This is a genomic window from Pseudomonas sp. BJP69 (assembly GCF_007633355.1).
GTDB lineage: Bacteria > Pseudomonadota > Gammaproteobacteria > Pseudomonadales > Pseudomonadaceae > Aquipseudomonas > Aquipseudomonas juntendi.
This window is the reverse complement of record NZ_CP041933.1, coordinates 655,153-673,258: the sequence shown is the minus strand read 5'-3', so window position 1 is coordinate 673,258 and position 18,106 is coordinate 655,153. Positions and strand designations below refer to the sequence as shown.

19 protein-coding genes are annotated in these 18,106 nt (G+C 64.2%); 9 read left to right on the top strand and 10 right to left on the bottom strand.

Annotated elements, in window-relative coordinates; genetic code table 11:
- Window positions 1-102: 102 nt before the first annotated feature.
- The 8 genes from FPB55_RS03160 to FPB55_RS03125 all read left to right on the top strand — a co-directional run bounded on the left by FPB55_RS03160 (window position 103) and on the right by FPB55_RS03125 (window position 8,359).
- Entirely contained in the window at window positions 103-867 is a 765-nt protein-coding gene (locus tag FPB55_RS03160) for an FCD domain-containing protein (protein ID WP_029887330.1), read from the top strand.
- 90 nt (window positions 868-957) lie between these two features.
- Window positions 958-2,160: an ABC transporter substrate-binding protein gene (locus FPB55_RS03155; protein ID WP_144187517.1), complete on the top strand. Its 1,203-nt coding sequence runs from the start codon at window positions 958-960 to the stop codon at window positions 2,158-2,160.
- Window positions 2,161-2,225: 65 nt separating this feature from the next.
- Window positions 2,226-3,086: a branched-chain amino acid ABC transporter permease gene (locus tag FPB55_RS03150; RefSeq protein WP_029887332.1), complete on the top strand. Its 861-nt coding sequence runs from the start codon at window positions 2,226-2,228 to the stop codon at window positions 3,084-3,086.
- 1 nt (window position 3,087) lies between these two features.
- Entirely contained in the window at window positions 3,088-4,107 is a 1,020-nt protein-coding gene (locus tag FPB55_RS03145) for a branched-chain amino acid ABC transporter permease (protein WP_144187515.1), read from the top strand.
- The gene (locus FPB55_RS03140) at window positions 4,107-4,859 is read left to right on the top strand and encodes an ABC transporter ATP-binding protein (protein WP_029887334.1); all 753 of its coding nucleotides are present in this window, start codon (window positions 4,107-4,109) and stop codon (window positions 4,857-4,859) included. Before FPB55_RS03145 ends, FPB55_RS03140 begins: the two co-directional genes overlap by 1 nt.
- Window positions 4,859-5,554, top strand: a complete 696-nt coding sequence (locus FPB55_RS03135) for an ABC transporter ATP-binding protein (protein WP_009683015.1) — start codon at window positions 4,859-4,861, stop codon at window positions 5,552-5,554. Before FPB55_RS03140 ends, FPB55_RS03135 begins: the two co-directional genes overlap by 1 nt.
- 116 nt (window positions 5,555-5,670) lie before the next feature.
- The gene (locus FPB55_RS03130) at window positions 5,671-6,948 is read left to right on the top strand and encodes a Zn-dependent hydrolase (RefSeq protein WP_115293344.1); all 1,278 of its coding nucleotides are present in this window, start codon (window positions 5,671-5,673) and stop codon (window positions 6,946-6,948) included.
- A gap of 1 nt (window position 6,949) precedes the next feature.
- The gene (locus tag FPB55_RS03125; protein WP_144187513.1) at window positions 6,950-8,359 is read left to right on the top strand and encodes an amidase; all 1,410 of its coding nucleotides are present in this window, start codon (window positions 6,950-6,952) and stop codon (window positions 8,357-8,359) included.
- 489 nt (window positions 8,360-8,848) lie between these two features.
- On the opposite strand, the gene thiO is transcribed toward FPB55_RS03125, so the two are convergent.
- From thiO to FPB55_RS03100, 5 genes are read right to left on the bottom strand one after another with little or no spacing between them, the layout of a single operon-like run.
- The gene (thiO, locus tag FPB55_RS03120) at window positions 8,849-9,946 is read right to left on the bottom strand and encodes a glycine oxidase ThiO (RefSeq protein WP_144187511.1); all 1,098 of its coding nucleotides are present in this window, start codon (window positions 9,944-9,946) and stop codon (window positions 8,849-8,851) included.
- 54 nt (window positions 9,947-10,000) lie between these two features.
- Window positions 10,001-10,390 carry a type IV pilin protein gene (locus FPB55_RS03115; protein WP_144187509.1) on the bottom strand — a complete coding sequence of 130 codons (390 nt, stop codon included), beginning with the start codon at window positions 10,388-10,390 and terminating at the stop codon, window positions 10,001-10,003.
- 1 nt (window position 10,391) lies between these two features.
- Entirely contained in the window at window positions 10,392-10,859 is a 468-nt protein-coding gene (locus tag FPB55_RS03110; RefSeq protein ID WP_144187507.1) for a hypothetical protein, read from the bottom strand.
- The gene (locus FPB55_RS03105) at window positions 10,856-11,494 is read right to left on the bottom strand and encodes a pilus assembly protein PilW (protein ID WP_115293340.1); all 639 of its coding nucleotides are present in this window, start codon (window positions 11,492-11,494) and stop codon (window positions 10,856-10,858) included. Before FPB55_RS03105 ends, FPB55_RS03110 begins: the two co-directional genes overlap by 4 nt.
- Window positions 11,491-11,673, bottom strand: a complete 183-nt coding sequence (locus FPB55_RS03100) for a prepilin-type N-terminal cleavage/methylation domain-containing protein (RefSeq protein ID WP_009682085.1) — start codon at window positions 11,671-11,673, stop codon at window positions 11,491-11,493. The genes FPB55_RS03105 and FPB55_RS03100 overlap by 4 nt, the downstream gene beginning before the upstream one ends.
- Before the next feature lie 110 nt (window positions 11,674-11,783).
- Here FPB55_RS03100 and FPB55_RS03095 point away from each other — a divergent pair, with 110 nt between their 5' ends.
- Window positions 11,784-12,272 carry a GspH/FimT family pseudopilin gene (locus tag FPB55_RS03095; protein ID WP_029886697.1) on the top strand — a complete coding sequence of 163 codons (489 nt, stop codon included), beginning with the start codon at window positions 11,784-11,786 and terminating at the stop codon, window positions 12,270-12,272.
- A gap of 60 nt (window positions 12,273-12,332) precedes the next feature.
- Here FPB55_RS03095 and ispH read toward each other — a convergent pair whose 3' ends face one another.
- Genes ispH through ribF form a run of 5 tightly spaced genes read right to left on the bottom strand, consistent with a single transcriptional unit; the run spans window position 12,333 to window position 18,011 of the window.
- Window positions 12,333-13,280, bottom strand: a complete 948-nt coding sequence (gene ispH / locus FPB55_RS03090; RefSeq protein ID WP_029886696.1) for a 4-hydroxy-3-methylbut-2-enyl diphosphate reductase — start codon at window positions 13,278-13,280, stop codon at window positions 12,333-12,335.
- A 14-nt stretch (window positions 13,281-13,294) separates the two neighbouring features.
- Window positions 13,295-13,732, bottom strand: coding sequence for an FKBP-type peptidyl-prolyl cis-trans isomerase (fkpB, locus tag FPB55_RS03085; RefSeq protein ID WP_009682083.1), 438 nt, complete (start codon window positions 13,730-13,732; stop codon window positions 13,295-13,297).
- Window positions 13,725-14,240, bottom strand: coding sequence for a signal peptidase II (gene lspA / locus FPB55_RS03080; RefSeq protein ID WP_003247609.1), 516 nt, complete (start codon window positions 14,238-14,240; stop codon window positions 13,725-13,727). The genes fkpB and lspA overlap by 8 nt, the downstream gene beginning before the upstream one ends.
- Window positions 14,233-17,064 (bottom strand): isoleucine--tRNA ligase, encoded by a 2,832-nt coding sequence (gene ileS / locus FPB55_RS03075; protein WP_054906125.1) that lies wholly within the window; start codon window positions 17,062-17,064, stop codon window positions 14,233-14,235. The genes lspA and ileS overlap by 8 nt, the downstream gene beginning before the upstream one ends.
- Entirely contained in the window at window positions 17,061-18,011 is a 951-nt protein-coding gene (gene ribF, locus FPB55_RS03070) for a bifunctional riboflavin kinase/FAD synthetase (RefSeq protein WP_009682081.1), read from the bottom strand. Before ribF ends, ileS begins: the two co-directional genes overlap by 4 nt.
- Window positions 18,012-18,106 lie beyond the last annotated feature (95 nt).

Genomic DNA, 18,106 nt, shown 5'->3' with positions numbered 1-18,106 from the left:
CCTTTCACACCAAATACGACCCCTCCCCCACCTCCAGCATTGACCGACCTCGGCAAAATTCGCTAAATCCTATTTATCCGCATAAATATGAAAAATAGCGAAATGCTCAAACCCAAACGCAAGCGCCAAAAGCTGTCGGATGTGATCGTCGAATCGGTCAAGCGCTCGATCGTCACCGAAGCGCTGCACCCCGGCGACCGCCTGCCCACCGAGCGTGAACTGATGGAACACTTCGAGTGCTCCAAGGGCACTGCCCGCGAGGCACTCAAGGCTCTTGAGGTCGAAGGCCTGGTCAGCACCCGCACCGGCCCTGCCGGTGGTGCCTACCTGGCCGAGGTCGGCACCGAGCCCGCCAGCCGAGCGCTGCGCAACTACCTGCACTTTCAGCACCTGGACGGCGAGCAGGTGTACCAGTTGCGCAAAGTCATCGAGGTCGAGTTGGCAGTGTCGGTAATGGGCCAGCTGAGCGAAGCGGACTATGCCGCGCTTGAGGCCAACATCGATTTCTGCAGTGCGCCGGAAGACAGCGAAGAGGGCCAGCGCGAACAGCGCCTGGCGGAGCTGGAGTTCCACACCCTGCTGGCCCATCGCTGCCCCAACCCGTTGCTGCGCTTCATGGCGGTGTTCCTCAACGACCTGCTGCGCGACCTGGTGGTGCTGAAAAAGGCCTACCTGCCCAAGCGCCAGCAGTTCGCCGCAGCCAACATCGACTACCACAAACAACTGCTGAGCGCCCTGCGCGCCAGTGACGAGCCCAGCGTACGCCGGCTGATGCACGAGCACATGTGCGACGCCGAACACCACATGACCGCACTGGAGGGCGAGGTCGCCCGCCACTTCCTGCTGGAGTTCAACCACCACCACTGATCCGCCTGGAAAGAGGCCTGCTCACAGGCCCGGCCGTACCCGCTTTGTCATTGCCACTCCTGCCTAATAACCACAACCAAGGAGTTACCCATGCAAAGACGTACCCTGCTCAAGGCAGGCCTTGCCCTGGGTGCCTTCGGTAGCCTCCCCTTGGGAGCACACCGGGCATTCGCCGATCAACCGTTGACCTTCTATGGGCTCAAGTCCATGTCGGGTGCCTTCGCCAGCTACGGCAAGTACGCCGACATGGGCTCGCGCCTGGCCATCGCCGAATACCCGCAGTTGCTGGGGCGCCCGCTCAAGTACAAAGTCATCGACACCGAAGGCAACGCCGGTAAGGCCGTGCGCAAGGTACAGGAAGCCATTGGCCAGGATGGCGCCCGCTTCTTCCAGGGCTGCACCTTGTCGTCTTCGGCGCTGGCGGTTTCCAAGGAAATACACAAGGCCGGTGGCGTGTTCATGACCCCGGTGGGCGCCGACGAAATCACCGGCAAGGACTGCAACGCCTCGACCTTCCGCTGGTCGGTGCCGACCTACGGCGCCATCCGCGAAACCCTGGTGCCGATGATTCGCCAACTCCCGCAGGCCAAGCGCTGGTACACCATCACCCCGCAATACGTGTTCGGCGACGCGCTGCTGGACAACGCCCGCAAAGTCTTCGCCGAGCAGGGCGTGGAACATATCGGCAACAGCTATCACTCGCTGCAAGAGCAGGAATTCTCGGGTTACCTCACCAATGCCATCGCGGCCAAACCCGACGTGCTGGTGCTGCTCAACTTCGGCAGCCAGGCCTCCAACGCGCTGCGCCAGGCGGTCAACTTCGGCATCAAGGACCGTATGAAAGTGCTGATGGTGTGGTCAGCCGGCCTCGACCAGTTCCAGGAGCTGGGCAGCGACGTGCTCGAAGGCGTGTACCTGGGCGCGCAGTACTGGCACCAGGTGGATACGCCGCTGAACCAGCAACTGGTTGCCGCCACCCGCAAGGCCTACGGCATCAACCCCAACTACCCGCTGGCCGCCGACTACATCGGCACCAAGGTCATGCTCGAAGCCATCGTCAAGGCCGGCAGCCTGGACGGTGCCGCCGTCTCTGCAGCACTGCAGGGCATGCGTTTCCAGGGGCCGACCGGCGACGAGCTGATCCGCCCGAGCGACCACCAGGTGCTCAAGGATTACTACCTGCTGCGCGGCAAGCCCCAAGGGCAGATGCGCGACGAAGACGACCTGGCCGAAGTCATCAGCTCGGGCCGCTCGTTCGTCGAGCCCGACCACACCGGTTGCGCCTTGGCCTGAAGCCGCGGCGTTAGTCACTCACACTCGTACAGGCAGCCGCGCCGCGCGCTGTCGAGGGCACGCTCATGCTCGATTTGTACCTGTTCCAACTGCTCAACGGCCTGGGCCTGGGGATGATCTACTTCCTCATCGCCGTAGGCCTGACGATCATTTTCGGCTTGCTCAACTTCGTCAACTTCGCCCATGGTGCGTTCTTTCTGCTTGGCGCCTACCTGTGCTACACCGCCGTGGCCATCACCGGCAGCTTCTGGCTGGCGCTGCTGATCGCCCCTCTGGTGGTGGCCGCCCTGGCCTGGGCGGTCGAGCGCCTGCTGATCAAACGCATTTATCACCTGCCACACACGTTCCAGATCCTCGTCACCCTTGGCATCGCCCTGATCATCCAGGAAGCCTCGGTGCTGATCTGGGGCCCGGTAGGCAAGAACATCGCCGTGCCGCCCGAGCTGCGCGGGGTGTTGATCCTGGGTGACTTCATCTACCCGTACTACCGCCTGTTCCTGATCGGTTTCGCCGCACTGATCGGCGTTGGCCTGTGGCTGCTACTGGAACGCACCCGCTTCGGCGCCCTGGTGCGGGCCGGCAGCGAGAGCACCGAAACCGTGTCGCTGCTGGGTACCAATATCTTCCGCCTGTTCTCCCTGACATTCGCCCTGGGCGTAGGCCTGGCCGGCGTGGCTGGTGTGCTGTTCGCGCCGCTGCGCGGTGCCCAGCCCTTCGTCGGCCCGGAAATCCTCGGCATCGCCTTCGTGGTGGTGGTGATCGGCGGCATGGGCTCGTTTGGCGGTGCGCTGGTCGGCGGCCTGTTGGTGGGTGTGGTGCAAAGCATGATGACCAGCCTGTGGCCACAAGGCGCCAGCCTGATGATCTACGGCGCCATGGCGGCGGTGATCCTGGTGCGTCCGTATGGCCTGTTCGGGAGAGCCTGAGATGAGTGAAAAAAACCCTTTGCCAGTCGCCAGGGGCCGTGCCCCGGCACTGCTGTTGCTGGTAGTCGCCAGCCTGGTGGCGCTGCCGTTGCTGCTGCCATCGGCCACCCTGGCCACTGAAATCCTGATCTTTGCCCTGGCCGCGCTGGCCTGCAACCTGTTGCTGGGCTACACCGGCCTGCTGTCGTTCGGCCAAGGCATCTTCTTTGGTGTGGGCGCCTATGGCGCGGCATTGCTGATGATCCACCTGCAGTGGGGCATGTTCGCCGCGCTGCTTGGCGCCGCTGTATTCGGCGCCTTCCTCGCGCTGCTGGTGGGCGCCCTGGCCATACGCCGCACGGGCATCTACTTCGTCATGCTGACCTTGGCCTTCAGCCAGATGGCCTACTTCCTGGCCTATACCCTCAGTGGCTGGACCGGCGGCGACAACGGCCTGCTCGATGTACCACGGCCGAACATCGAGATCGCCGGCCATGTGCTGGTCGACCTGGCCGACCCGCGGCACTTCTATGTGTTTGTCGCCGTGCTGTTCCTGCTGATCTTCGCCGGCGCCCTGCGGGTCATTCGCTCGCCGTTCGGCAGCACCCTGCTGGCCATCCGCGAGAACGAGACCCGCGCTGCTGCCATCGGCTATGACACCCGCCATTTCAAGATCCTGGTGTTCATGCTGTCGGGCGCCATCACCGGGATTGCCGGGGCGCTGTACGCCATGCTGCTGCATTTTGCGCCGCTGTCGAACATCGACCTGATGATGAGCGAGAACATTCTGATCATGACCATTGTCGGCGGTACCGGCTCGCTGTTCGGCTCGCTGCTGGGGGCCGGTGCCATCGTGCTGTTGGGCGATGTGCTGTCCGAACTGTGGTCACGCTGGCTGATGCTGCTTGGGGTAATCCTGATCCTGGTCGTGGTGTTCATGCGCGGTGGCCTGTGGGGCGGCCTGGCCGAACTGGCCAAGCGCCTGCTCGCTAGCCGTGCCCCCCATGACAAACCCCAGGCCAAGACCAAGGAGACCTTGTGATGAGCGACTACCTCCTGCAAACCCGCCAGCTGGAGTTGGCATACGGGCCGTTCAAGGCGGTCGCGGGCGTGGACCTCAACGTGCGCGCCGGCACCATTCACACCGTTATCGGGCCCAACGGCGCCGGCAAGACCAGCCTGTTCCACTGCCTGACCGGTGAGCGCCAGGCCACCGCCGGCAAGATCCTGTTCAATGGCCAGGACATCGTCCGCAAGCCGTCCCACGGCCGTGTGGCACTGGGCATGGCGCGTTCGTTTCAGCTCACCAGCCTGTTCCAGAACCTGTCGGTACGCGAGAACCTGCGCCTGGCGGCCCAGGGCCGCGATGGCCTGGGCGCGCTGAACTTCTGGCGTAGCGTCGAGCACAAGCGCAGCCACTGGGACACCGCCGACCAGGTACTGGAGCGCCTGCAGCTGACTGGCCGCGCCAACACCCTCGCCGGCGAGCTTTCGCACGGCCAGCAACGGGTGCTGGAAGTGGGCATGTCCATCTGCGCCAAGCCGACCCTGCTGATGCTCGACGAACCCACCTCGGGCATGGGCATTGATGACATCCCGGTCATGACCGACCTGATCAGCGACCTGGGCCGTGACCATACCGTGCTGTTGATCGAGCACAACATGAGCATCGTCATGTCGATCAGCCAGCGCATCACGGTAATGAGCCACGGCCAGATCCTGGTCGAGGGTACCCCTGAACAGGTGCGCAACGACGAACGCGTGCGCACTGCCTACCTTGGTGAGGCCGCCTGATGCTCAACGTCGATTCGATCCATTCCTACTACGACAAGAGCCATGTGCTCGAAGGCGTCTCGCTCAAGGTCGAGGCTGGCGAACTGGTCACACTGCTTGGGCGCAACGGTGCCGGCAAGACCACCACCTTGCGCAGCATTCTTGGCATCGTTCGCCCTCGGCAGGGGCAGATCAGCTTCAACGGCCAACAGTTGGTCGGCCGTGAAATCTTCGACATTGCCCGGCTGGGCATTGCTTTGGTGCCAGAGCACCGCGGCATTTTCCGCCAGCTCAGTGTCGAGGAGAACCTGAAGATCGCCGTGCGCAAGACCAGCCGCTGGCAGCTGGAGGACGTGTACAGCATGTTTCCGCGGCTGAAGGAGCGGCGCCGTAACGGTGGCTTCGCGCTGTCCGGTGGCGAGCAGCAGATGCTGGCCATCGCCCGCGCCCTGCTCAACGGGCCCAAGCTGCTGATCCTCGATGAACCGACTGAAGGTCTGGCGCCGGTGATTGTCGACGAGCTGGTGAAGATTCTGCGGCGCATCAAGGACGAAGGGCTGTCGATCCTGCTGGTGGAGCAGAACCTGATGGTCTGCGATGCCCTTGCAGACCGCCACTACGTGCTGGAGCAGGGGCGGGTTGCCTACCAGGGCAGCGCAGCGCAGTTCCGTGAGGACCCGAGTATCAAGAACCGTTATCTGGCCCTGAGTGCCTGACCCAGGCCTGCTTTTCTGTACCGGCCTCTTCTGAGGACTACGCAGGACCTGTGGGAGCGGGCAAGCCCGCGAAGAGGCCGGTACCAGCAACCCAATACTTTCAGGAGAGATGAACCATGAACACCCGCATCGATCCCCCGCAGCACCTGCTTGCCCAAGGCCCGCTGGTCAGCCGCGAACGCCTCTGGCAATCGCTGATGGACCTGGCCCGGCTCGGCGCCACCGCCAAGGGCGGCGTGTGCCGCCTGGCCCTGACCGACCTTGACCGCCAGGCCCGCGACCTGTTCGTACGCTGGTGCGAAGAAGCCGGCTGCACCGTCAGCGTCGACGCCATCGGCAACATTTTTGCCCGCCGCCCCGGCCGCAACCCGGCCCTGCCGCCGGTCATGACCGGCAGCCACATCGACACCCAGCCCACCGGTGGCAAGTTCGATGGCTGCTACGGGGTCATGGCCGGCCTGGAAGTCATGCGTACCCTCAACGACTTGAAGCTGACCACCGAAGCCCCACTGGAAGTGGTGGTGTGGACCAATGAAGAAGGCTCGCGCTTTCCACCGTGCATGATGGGTTCTGGGGTATTCGCCGGTAAGTTCGACCTGCAGCAGACCCTGGACAAGGTCGATGACCAGGGCCTGTCGGTGGGGGCCGAGCTGCAGCGCATCGGCTATGCCGGCCCGCGCGTACCTACCGGGCATGCCGTGGGTGCCTACTTCGAAGCGCATATCGAGCAAGGCCCGATACTGGAAGACCAGCGCATGACCATCGGCGTGGTACAGGGCTGCCTGGGGCAGAAATGGTTCGACCTGGTGCTGACCGGTGTAGAAGCACATGCAGGCCCCACCCCCATGCACTTGCGCAAGGATGCGCTGGTCGGTGCCGCCGAGGTCGTGGCTGCGGTCAACCGTGTTGCCCACGCCCACCAGCCGCATGCCTGCGGCACGGTAGGCTGCCTGACCCTGCACCCGGGCTCGCGCAACGTCATCCCCGGCCAGGTGCACATGACCATCGACCTGCGCCATCTCGACCCAGAGCACCTCGCCGCCATGGTCAGTGAAGTGCGCACGGCCATCGAAACCAGCGCAACGGCACACGGCCTTGCCTGGCAGCTCACCCCGACGGCCGACTTCCCGCCGTTGTACTTCGCCGAGCAGTGCGTGGATGCCGTGCGCCAAGGGGCGCGTGCGCTGGGCCTGAGCCACATGGATATTGTCAGTGGTGCCGGCCACGATGCGATTTTCCTCGCCGAGCTGGGCCCGGCCGGGATGATATTCGTACCGTGCGAAGGCGGCATCAGCCACAACGAAATCGAAAATGCCGCGCCGCAGGACCTGGCAGATGGTTGCGACGTATTGCTGCGCGCCATGTTCCAGGCCGCCAACCCAGGAGCCCGCTGAAATGCCTCAGAAAACCGCGATTGGCGAGTTCACCGCTGCCGAACTGCTCGAACTGTACCAGCGCCGCCAGTTGTCGCCTGTGGAGGTGGTCGACGATGTACTGGCGCGCATCGACCGGCACAACCCGGCGGTCAACGCCTATTGCCACGTCGACGGCGAAGGCGCCCGTGCCGCTGCCCGGGCCAGCGAACAACGCTGGCAACGGGGCGAGCCTTGTGGCCGGCTCGATGGCCTACCCGCCTCGATCAAGGACCTGACCCTGACCCGTGGCATGCCTACCCGCAAAGGGTCCCGCACCACGGCCGCGGCCGGGCCATGGGAGGTCGATGCCCCGTTCAGCGCCTTCATGCGTGAGGCCGGTGCAGTCCTGATGGGCAAGACCACTACTCCCGAGTTCGGCTGGAAGGGCGTAACCGACAACCCGCTGTACGGCATCACCCGTAACCCCTGGAACACACGGCTGACTGCCGGTGGCTCGTCGGGTGGTGCCGCCGCCGCTGCCGCATTGAACCTGGGCGTACTGCACCAGGGCAGCGATGCCGGGGGCTCTATCCGCATACCCTGCGCCTTTACCGGCACCTTCGGCATCAAGCCAACGTTTGGCTATGTGCCGCAATGGCCGGCCAGTGCCATGACCGTACTGTCGCACCTGGGGCCGATGACGCGCACGGTGGACGACGCGGTGCTGATGCTCGACTGTGTCGCCCGCCCCGATCCACGTGACGGGCTGGCCGGTGCGCCACGACAGGCTCCGTGGCTGGGCCAGCAGCAAGACCTGAACGGTCTGCGCATCGCCTACAGTGCCAATTTTGGTTACGTGCAGGTCGACCCGCAGATTGAGGCGCTGGTGGCGCAAGCGGTACAGCGCCTGGCTCGGCTGGGAGCGCAGGTCGAAGAAGTGGACCCCGGCTTCAGCGACCCGCTGGAAACGTTCAATACCCTGTGGTTTGCCGGTGCAGCGCGGCTGGCCAGTGCGTTGAGCGATGAGCAGCGAGCGCTGCTTGACCCTGGGCTGCGCTGGATTGCCGAACAGGGGGCTCGCATCAGCCTGAGCCAGTACACCCAAGCACTGGAGGCGCGGGCGGAGTTGATTGCGAAGATGAACGCCTTCCACCAGCGCTATGACGTGCTGGTTTCGCCGATGCTGCCGCTGGTGGCGTTCGAGGCCGGGCACAACGTACCGCCTGGGTCGGGGATGGCGCAATGGATGGAATGGACGCCGTTCAGCTACCCCTTCAACCTGACCCAACAACCAGCAGCGTCAGTGCCTTGCGGGTTCACCCGCGAAGGCTTGCCGGTGGGGCTTCAGGTCGTGGCCGGGCGCTTTGCCGATGATCAGGTGCTGCGGGTGTGCAAGGTGTATGAGCAGCATTACCCGAGCCGGCATTTACAGGCGCCGATTACAGGCTGATAACCCTACCGGCCTTCCCTGCCTTATCGCAGGCAAGCCAGCCCCCACAGGGATCGCCGTAGGGCTGACAGGTGTTTGTCACAAGATATGCAGCGCCTGTGAGATCGAGCGCCGCCCGCGCGGCGCATCGCGAGCTGCGCTCGCTCCTACGTTTGTTTCGGGCCAATTATTCCTGTGGGATTCGCGCGCGAACGCCTTGGTGCATGCCTCAATATCGCGCCGTACAAACAAGGCGGCCGCGCGCGCCTGTCACAGGCGTTACTGGCCCGAAACAAACGTAGGAGCGAGCGCAGCTCGCGATGCGCCGCGCGGGCGGCGCTCGATCTCACAGGCGCTGAAGATGCTCCGGCTACCCTTGCCAGGAACCATAGAATCTCCCACAGGGTGGACTGCCCCCAAGAAATTGGATTGGTGTCCAACTTATTGGGGGCAGTCCATTTGTGGGAGCTGGCTTGCCTGCGATAGGGCCGCACAGCGGCCCCGGTATTCTCAGCCCAAACGCCCCGCTGGGGCATAGGGCGCCGGGTCGATGATCGGTTCGGCACCGGTCAGCAAATCGGTAAACAGCTGGCACGAAGCCGGCGCCAGCACCAACCCGTTCCGGTAGTGCCCGCAGTTCAACCACAACCCCGCATGCCCCGGCACCGGCCCGATATACGGAATGCCCTCAGGCGACCCCGGCCGCAGCCCGGCCCAGTGCGCCACCACGGTGGCCCCTTCCAGCTCGGGCAACAACTCCACCGCCGAAGCCTTCAGGCTCTGCAGTGCATCCCCGGTCGGGGTCTTGTCATACCCGGCATGCTCAAGCGTACTGCCCACCAGAATGTGCCCATCACGCCGCGGGATCGCATAGCGCCCTTTGGCCAGCACCATGCTCGGCAGGAAGTCTTCGGCACATTTGAACAGAATCATCTGGCCCTTCACTGGCTCCACCGGCAGCGCCAGGCCAAGCGTACGCAACAGGTCGCCACTCCAGGCGCCAGCACTGAGCACCACCTCATCCGCCGCCAGCACACCGTCGGCCGTCTGCACCCCGGTCACACGCCCGCCTTGCTGGACGAAACCGGTGATCTGGCAGTGCTCGCGCAAAGTCACGTTCGGCATTGCCAGCAACGCCGCCTTCAGCGATTTCACCAGGCGCGGGTTGCGCACATTGGCCACGCCCGCCATGTAGATGGCGCGCTTGAAACCCGGGCCCAGTACCGGCACCGCGTCATAGGCTGCCGAGATATCCACCGCACGCAACGGCCGCTGGTGGCGCTCGGCCCAGGCCAGCGCTTGAGCTTCGTCATCCAGGTCCAGCCAGTACAGGCCAGTGGTGTGCACTTCGGGGTCGACACCGGTGCTGGCGAACAAGCGTTCGCCCAGCTGCGGATAAAAGTCCTGTGACCAGTGCGCCAGGGCAGTCACTGCCGGGCTGTAGCGCCACGGGTACAGCGGCGAAACGATGCCGCCACCGGCCCACGACGACTCACGGCCGACCTCGCCCTGATCGCACACCACCACATGGCCGACCTTGGCCGCCAGGTTGAACGCCGTCAACAGGCCGATCACCCCGCCGCCAACCACCACTACTTGCTTGCTCATCTGTCGATCCAACACCTGAAGTAAAACCGCGATGCGCCGGGCACCATTCAACCTTCAGCTCCCCCAGCAGTGCGCGCTGTGCTCAACGGCACCTGGGTTGCGCTGCACCCCTGCCTGGTCCAGCTGGAAGTCGCCACAGCCATCCTGCGCCATCAGCCCATGCGGCAAGCGCCGGGCGCGCAGCGTGAAGGTCTCGCTGTCGCGTTGCGCCTGCAGGCTGTAATGGCGGGTGCCGCCGGGCAGCGCCGGGTCGCCCTCGGCGTATTGGCCAGTGCGTACGCGGTGGCGCTCCAGGCGCAGGGCGGCATCGTGCAGCAGGCCAACCACTTCGCTGCGCGCGGCTCGCCGAAGCTGGTCGCTGTAACTGGGGTAGGCAATGGCTGCCAGAATGCCGGTCACGGCCAGGACAATCAACAACTCCATCAGGCTCAAACCTTGCTGCATGTCAGTCTCCTCTCAGTCTCTGTCGCCAAGTGATGCGCTGGAATGTGCCGTCGGCTGCGGCGTAGACCGCCTCCAGTACATGCCTGGATTGGCTTCGCTTGCTGACGGCAGTAATGCGCAACAGGGTGACCGCCTGCCCTTCGGGCACGTGCGCAGCACGCTGGCTGATGCCCAGGTTCTGTAGCTGGAAATAGCCGGTCGGGGTGGCTTGCCACTGGCCAGCCAGGTCGTGTGGCTGTGGTGGCGGCAGGCAGGCATTGCACGAGGGCGGCGGCGGGCTCCGTTGCAGCTTGTGCACCCCGGCCTGCAAGGCGGCCTCGGCCTCCTCAAATGCGCGCAGGCCGTCGCTCAGGTAACCATTCATACGCGTTTCGACCAGCGCGTCGCGCAGCGCTGATGCGGCCAGCAGGCCTAGCAGCAGGTTCAGGACCAAGGCCAACAGCAGCACCACACCTCGCTGGCGGCTCATGAAGCCGGTACCGGGTTGCGCAATGCCACGCTCAACGCGTGGTGCTGCTCAAGTTGCAGTGTGGGCTCATACAAGGTCAGCTGAATATCCACCCGCTCACCGGCAACCTGCACGATGCGCAGCTCCCGCACGTGCTCGACCAGCGGCTGATTGTTGCCCCGGCGCTTGAAATATAGCCTGCCGCCGCTGTGCGCATAATGGTGATGGCTGATGGGCACCGCCATCTGTGTGGCGCTAGCCTGTGCCCGGCGGCTCAGCACCTTGACCTCGTCGATACAGTTGGTCAGCAAGGTCCAGTCCGGGTCGCCGGTATGCCCCGGCAACTCGGCGACCATCAGGCTCAAGCTGGACGGCCCCAGCTCCATTGGCCGGGCGAAGCCAGGCGGCACAGCCTGGGCCGGAAAGTCGCCAGGTTTCAGGCGCAAACAGCCAAACATGCCCGCCATGCGAATATCCTGGGCCATGCGCAGCAGCGCCTGGCGCGCCTCCCCTTGCATGCGCAGCGCGGTGCCTTGCAGCCGCCAGGCTTGGTGCACAGAGGCGAATAGCTGGCTGGCCGCCACCAGCACCATCAACCCGATGGTCAGCGCCAGCAGCAACTCAAGCAAACCAGCACCCGTTTGCCGGCGCCTCATCGCCGTGCCCTTTCAAGCTCACTGTGTGCCGCCATTGCCGCCTGCCCATCGCGTCGCGCACTGTCTGTGGCTTGCAAGGCCTGCAGTTGCAGCCCCGCAGCGGCGAACATGCCCACGGCCACGACCACCACCGCCAACAACACCTCCAGCAGCGTCATGCCCTTTTGCCATGCGTGCATCCCTGCACCTCCTGCGATTTTTCCCGCTATTGCCTTCAACTTGAGCGACTGGAACTCCTGGCCAGCCACCGAGAAGCTATTAGCGAAGCACTTCCTGGGAGGAATGCACGGTGAAGCAACGTGGGGTAACACTGATACAGATGTTGTCGGCCTTGGCTGTGGCGACGTTGCTGACGCAGATCGGCCTACCGGCCTACGCCAGGATGAGCGATGACCTGCAGCGGGCGGCGGTGGCGCGCGACTTGGCCCAGGCACTGCGTAGCGCCCGTAGCCACGCGCTGTTGCAGGGGCAACCGGTGCTGGTGCAGGCGCTGGATGGCAATTGGGGAAATGGTTGGCGTGTAGCCCTGGAGCACAACCGGCAGGTACTGCGTGAGCAGCGCCTGGCCAGGCCGCTGGTAATCGTCGGCAACAGCGACGAACAGTTCAAGTTCAGTGCCCTGGGTGTGCCAATGAAGCTGGGCAACGGCTGGTTCGCCATCACCCTGGAGGTGTGCGAGCGCTCGGCGGCCAGCAGCCGCCACCAAGTGGTGATGGCCTCTTCAGGGAGGGTCAACTTGCTGGCTGAGCACCGCGACAATCAGCGCTGCCCCGGCTAACGCGCTTATCGAGCAGCCTTGCGTCGCGCAAGGCCGCTCGTGCACCTAAGCCCCGGCCGGTCAGATCAGCGAGCGAACCCGCAGCTCTTTGGGCATCGAGAACGTGATGTTCTCTTCCCGCCCATCCAGCTCTTCAGCGCCGGTAGCACCCCAGGCCTTGAGCTGTTCGATCACACCACGCACCAGCACTTCCGGGGCCGACGCACCGGCGGTGATGCCGATACGCGCAGCCTGGTCGAACCAGCCGCGTTGCAGGTCCTCGGCGCCATCGATCAGGTAGGCCGGGGTGCCCATGCGCTCGGCCAGCTCGCGCAGCCGGTTGGAGTTGGAACTGTTCGGGCTGCCAACCACCAGCACTACGTCACTTTCATCGGCCAGTTGCTTGACGGCGTCCTGGCGGTTTTGCGTGGCGTAGCAAATGTCGTCCTTGCGCGGGCCACCAATGTTCGGGAAGCGCGCACGCAGGGCGTCGATCACACGGCTGGTGTCATCCATCGACAGGGTGGTCTGGGTGACGAAAGCCAGGTGGTCCGGGTCGCGCACCTGCAGCTTGGCCACGTCTTCCTCGTCTTCGACAAGGTAGATGGCGCCACCGTTGCTGGGGTCGTACTGGCCCATGGTGCCTTCGACTTCCGGGTGCCCTTCGTGGCCGATGAGAATGCACTCACGGCCATCGCGGCTGTACTTGGCGACTTCGATATGCACCTTGGTCACCAGTGGGCAAGTGGCATCGAACACTTTCAGGCCACGGCCAGCAGCTTCCTGGCGCACAGCCTGGGAAACACCGTGGGCACTGAAGATGACGATGACATCATCCGGCACCTGGTCCAGCTCCTCGACGAAGACGGCGCCACGGTTGCGCAGGTCTTCGACGACGAACTTGTTGTGCACCACTTCATGGCGCACGTAGATCGGCGGGCCGAAGACTTCCAGCGCGCGGTTGACGATCTCGATCGCCCGGTCGACCCCCGCGCAGAAGCCGCGAGGGTTGGCGAGTTTGATTTGCATGCTCGGCTCCAGGCTTACAGGGCCTTCACCTCGAGGATCTCCACCTCGAAGGTCAGGGTCTTGCCAGCCAGTGGGTGATTGAAGTCGATGGTCACCTGGTCGTCGTCGAACGCTTTGACCACCCCTGGCAGTTCGGCGTTGGCGGCGTCGTTGAAGATGATCAACAGCCCGTCGGACAGCTCCATGCCTTCGAAGTTGGACCGCGGCATGACTTGCACGTTTTGCGGGTTGGGCTGGCCGAAGGCATTTTCTGGCGCAACCTGCAGCGTACGCTTGTCACCGGCCTTGAAGCCGAACAGGGCGTTCTCGAAGCCCGGCAACAGGTTGCCATCGCCGACCTTGAAGGTTGCCGGGGCCTTGTCGAACGTGCTGTCTACGGTGTCGCCGTTTTCCAGGTGCAGCGCGAAGTGCAGGGTGACTTCGGTGTTCTGGCCGATACGGGTGTCAGTCATGGACCGGATCCTCGGACTTCTTGCTCTTGAACATATCCAGCGCCAGCATTACCGCACCAACGGTGATGGCGCTGTCGGCCACGTTGAAAGCCGGGAAGTAATGGCGGTTCTGCCAGTGCACCAGGATGAAGTCGACCACATGGCCCAGCACGATGCGATCGTACAGGTTGCCGATCGCCCCACCGAGCACCAGCGCCAGCGCCACGGCCAGCCAGGTTTCATTGCGCCCCAGGCGCTTGAGCCACACCACCAGCACTGCGCTGACCACCACGGCGATCAGGGCGAACAACCAGCGCTGCCAGCCGGCGCCGTCGGCCAGGAAGCTGAACGCGGCGCCGGTGTTGTAGGCCAGGGTCCAGCTGAAGTAGTCAGGTATGACGACGATCTGCTGGTACATGGTCAGGGCGTTGTTGAAATACAGCTTGGTGGCCTGGTCGATGACCAGGACCAGCAAGCTCAGCCACAGCCATGCGAGGCGCCCGAAGCGGCCCGCTGCAGGGTTAGGCATAGTGGCGCACCTCACCCGAGCCGGTCAGGTTGTCGACGCAACGGCTGCAGATTTCCGGGTGCTCCGGGTGGCTGCCAACGTCGGCGCGGAAGTGCCAGCAACGGCCGCACTTGGCGTGGCCGGACTTGACCACCTGCAGTTTCAGGCCCTCGACTTCGGTGGCAACCGCTTCGGCAGGGGCCTGGGCAAATGGCACCACGCTGGCAGCGGAGGTGATCAGCACAAAGCGCAGCTCGTCGCCCAGCTTGCCCAGGTCGGCGCTCAGGCCCTCATCGGCGTACAGGGTCACTTCAGCCTGCAGGTTGCCGCCGATGACTTTGGCGGTACGCTGGTTTTCCAGCTCCTTGTTGACCGAGGCCTTAACCGCCATGACGCGGTCCCAGTAGCCACGGTCCAGCTCGGTGCCTTCCGGCAGTTCGCTCAGGCCCTGGTACCAGCCATTGAGCATGACCGACTCGTTGCGCTCGCCCGGCAGGTACTGCCAGATTTCGTCGGCGGTGAACGCCAGGATCGGTGCGATCCAGCGCACCAGCGCTTCGCTGATGTGATACAGCGCAGTCTGGCAGGAACGGCGGGCGACACTGTTGGCGCCGGTGGTGTACTGGCGGTCTTTGATGATGTCGAGGTAGAAGCCGCCCAGCTCCTGCACGCAGAAGTTGTGCACCTTGGAGTACACGTTCCAGAAACGGTACTCGCTGTAGTGCTCTTCGAGTTCGCGTTGCAGCAACAAGGTGCGGTCCACGGCCCAGCGGTCCAGCGCCAGCATGTCTTGCGGGGCCAGCAGGTCGCGGGCCGGGTCGAAACCGGACAGGTTCGAGAGCAGGAAGCGTGCGGTATTGCGGATACGCCGGTAGGCGTCGGCGCTGCGCTGCAGGATCTGCTCGGAAACGGCCATTTCACCGGAATAGTCGGTAGCCGAAACCCACAGGCGCAGGATGTCGGCGCCCAAGGTGTTGTTGACCTTCTCCGGCTCGATGGTGTTGCCCAGCGACTTGGACATCTTGCGGCCGTTTTCGTCCACGGTGAAGCCGTGGGTCAGCAGCTCGCGGTACGGCGCATGGTTGTCGATGGCGCAACCGGTCAGCAAGGACGAGTGGAACCAGCCGCGGTGCTGGTCGGAGCCTTCCAGGTACAGGTCGGCGCGCGGGCCGGTGGCGTGGCCGATGTTGTGGGAGCCACGCAGCACGTGCCAGTGGGTGGTGCCCGAATCGAACCACACGTCGAGGGTGTCGGCGATCTTGTCGTACTGCTCGGCCTCAGCGCCCAGCAGTTCGGCAGCGTCCAGCTTGAACCAGGCTTCGATGCCCTGCTGCTCGACGCGCTTGGCCACTTCTTCCATCAGTTCGACGGTGCGCGGGTGCAGCTCGCCGGTCTGCTTGTGCAGGAAGAACGGAATCGGTACGCCCCAGTTGCGCTGACGCGAAATGCACCAGTCTGGGCGGTTGGCGATCATCGCGTGCAGGCGTGCCTGGCCCCAGGCCGGAACGAACTTGGTTTGCTCGATGGCTTTCAGCGCGCGCTCACGCAGCGGCTCGCCGGTAGTCGGCTGCTTGTCCATACCCACGAACCACTGCGCGGTAGCGCGGTAGATCAGCGGGGTTTTATGGCGCCAGCAGTGCATATAGCTGTGGCTGATGGTTTCGGTGTGCATCAGCGCACCGACTTCACCGAGTTTCTCGACGATGGCCGGGTTGGCCTTCCAGATGAACTGGCCGCCGAAGAATGGCAGCGACTCGACATACACACCGTTGCTCTGCACCGGGGTAAGGATGTCATCGTTGACCATGCCGTAACGCTTGCAGGTGACGAAGTCGTCTTCACCGTAGGCTGGCGCGGAGTGCACCACCCCGGTACCGGCGCCCAGCTCGACGTAGTCGGCCAGGTACACCGGCGACAGGCGGTCGTAGAGGGGGTGACGGAAGTTGACCAGCTCCAGCGCCGCGCCTTGGGCGGTAGCGATGACCGAGCCTTCCAGGTTGTAACGCTTGAGGCACGACTCCACCAGTTCTTCAGCCAGCACCAGCAGGCGCTCACCGGTGTCGACCAGGGCGTAGGTGAACTCGGGATGGATGTTCAACGCCTGGTTGGCTGGAATGGTCCACGGGGTGGTGGTCCAGATCACGATGGCGGCAGGCTTGGCCAGCGACGCCAGGCCGAAGGCGGCAGCCAGCTTGGCTTCGTCGGCAACCGGGAAGGCCACGTCGATGGTCTGCGATTTTTTATCGGCGTACTCGACTTCCGCCTCAGCCAGCGCCGAACCGCAGTCAAAGCACCAGTTCACCGGTTTCAGGCCCTTGAACACGAAACCTTGCTTGACCATTTCGGCCAGGGCACGGATTTCACCCGCCTCGTTGGCGAAGTTCATGGTCTTGTACGGGTTGTCCCAATCACCCAGCACGCCCAGGCGAATGAACTCGGTCTTCTGCCCTTCGATCTGCTCGGCAGCATACTCCCGGCACAGCTCGCGGGTGCGGTCGGCCGAAAGGTGCTTGCCGTGGGTAACCTCGACCTTGTGCTCGATCGGCAGGCCATGGCAGTCCCAACCCGGCACGTACGGCGCGTCGAAACCGGCCAGGGTCTTGGAACGGACGATCATGTCCTTGAGAATTTTGTTCAGCGCATGACCGATGTGAATCTTGCCGTTGGCATAGGGCGGGCCGTCGTGCAGGACGAACTTTGGACGATCCTTGCCAATTTCGCGCAGCTTCTGGTACAGGCCAATGCTGTCCCAGCGCTGCAGGATCTGCGGTTCGCGCTGAGGCAGGCCGGCCTTCATGGGGAAGGCGGTGTCCGGAAGGTTAAGCGTGGCTTTGTAGTCGGTCATTTCAGGCTCTTCGTTAGCGGTTGAGCGTGCCAATGTGCACGTGCGGCGGCGATATCCGCATCGATCGCCGACTTCAGCGCCTCCAGAGAGGCGAATCGCTGCTCTTCACGCAGCTTGTGGTGGAACTCCACCGTAAGGCGCCGGCCGTAAAGGTCGCCGGCATAGTCCAGCAGATGAATTTCCAGGTGCGGGCGCCCATCACCGGCAACGGTGGGGCGCACGCCAATGTTGCCGACACCCGGCCAGGCCTTGCCGTCGATTTCGATGCTGGCCAGGTAGACCCCGGACAGCGGTACGCGACGGCGCTTGAGCTGGATGTTGGCAGTGGGCGTGCCAAGCTGGCGAGCCAGCTTCTGGCCGTGCAACACACGGCCGGTAATGCGGTACGGGCGGCCCAGCAGGTGCTCGGCCAGCTCGAAGTTGCCGTCGGCCAAGGCCTGGCGCACTTCGGTGCTGCTGACCCGCAGGCCGTCCTGAATCACGGTGTTGGCAGCTTCGACGGTAAAGCCATATTGCTTGCCGGCCTCGACCAGGAAGGCGAAGTCGCCGGCGCGGTCGCAGCCAAAGCGGAAATCGTCGCCCACTTCGAGGTGACGCACGCCCAGGCCATCGACCAGGATGGTCTTGACGAACGCATCGGCGCCGAGCTTGCTCAGGCGCTGGTTGAAGGCCAGGCACAGCACCCGGTCGATGCCTTCGGCGGCCAGCAGCTCGAGCTTGTCGCGCAGGCGGGCCAGGCGCGCAGGTGCGGTATCGGGCGCGAAGTACTCGCGCGGTTGCGGTTCGAAGACCACCACGCAGGTCGGCAGGCCCAAGGCCTGGCCGCGCTCGCGCAGGCGCGCCAGGATTGCCTGGTGGCCACGGTGAACCCCGTCGAAGTTGCCAATGGTGGCGACACAGCCCCGGTGCTCGGGGCGCAGGTTGTGAAGACCTCGAACCAGCTGCATAACGCGCTTCTTGCTCATAAAGTGGCCGATTATAACCACACCCGGGCGCCGGTGACAGGCAGCAGCGCCCAGGGGCGGTGTGGAATGCGAAAAAC